General features: G+C 50.6%; 1 pseudogene. It reads right to left on the reverse strand.

What is annotated here, in order from left to right:
• Window positions 1-261 (reverse strand): annotated as a pseudogene (gene nusA / locus LKX83_RS32595) (transcription termination factor NusA); the annotation flags it as partial.

The following is a 261-nucleotide window of genomic DNA, read 5'->3' on the forward strand; positions in this document are numbered from 1 at the left end:
CTCTTCGGACCATTTCATAATGTCGATTTTTTCACCGCGCAGCTCCTGTACGATCGTCTGTACACGCATTCCCTTCGGACCTACGCAGGCACCGACCGGGTCAACATTCGGATCAGCCGAATATACGGCAAGCTTGGAACGATCCCCTGCCTCACGCGCTACAGATTTAATCTCAACAACCCCATCAAAAATCTCCGGAACCTCAAGTTCAAAGAGACGTTTCAACAGTCCCGGATCTGTCCGAGAGACAAAAACTTGAGG

Source organism: Cohnella baijiui (assembly GCF_020731285.1).
Taxonomy (GTDB): domain Bacteria; phylum Bacillota; class Bacilli; order Paenibacillales; family Paenibacillaceae; genus Cohnella.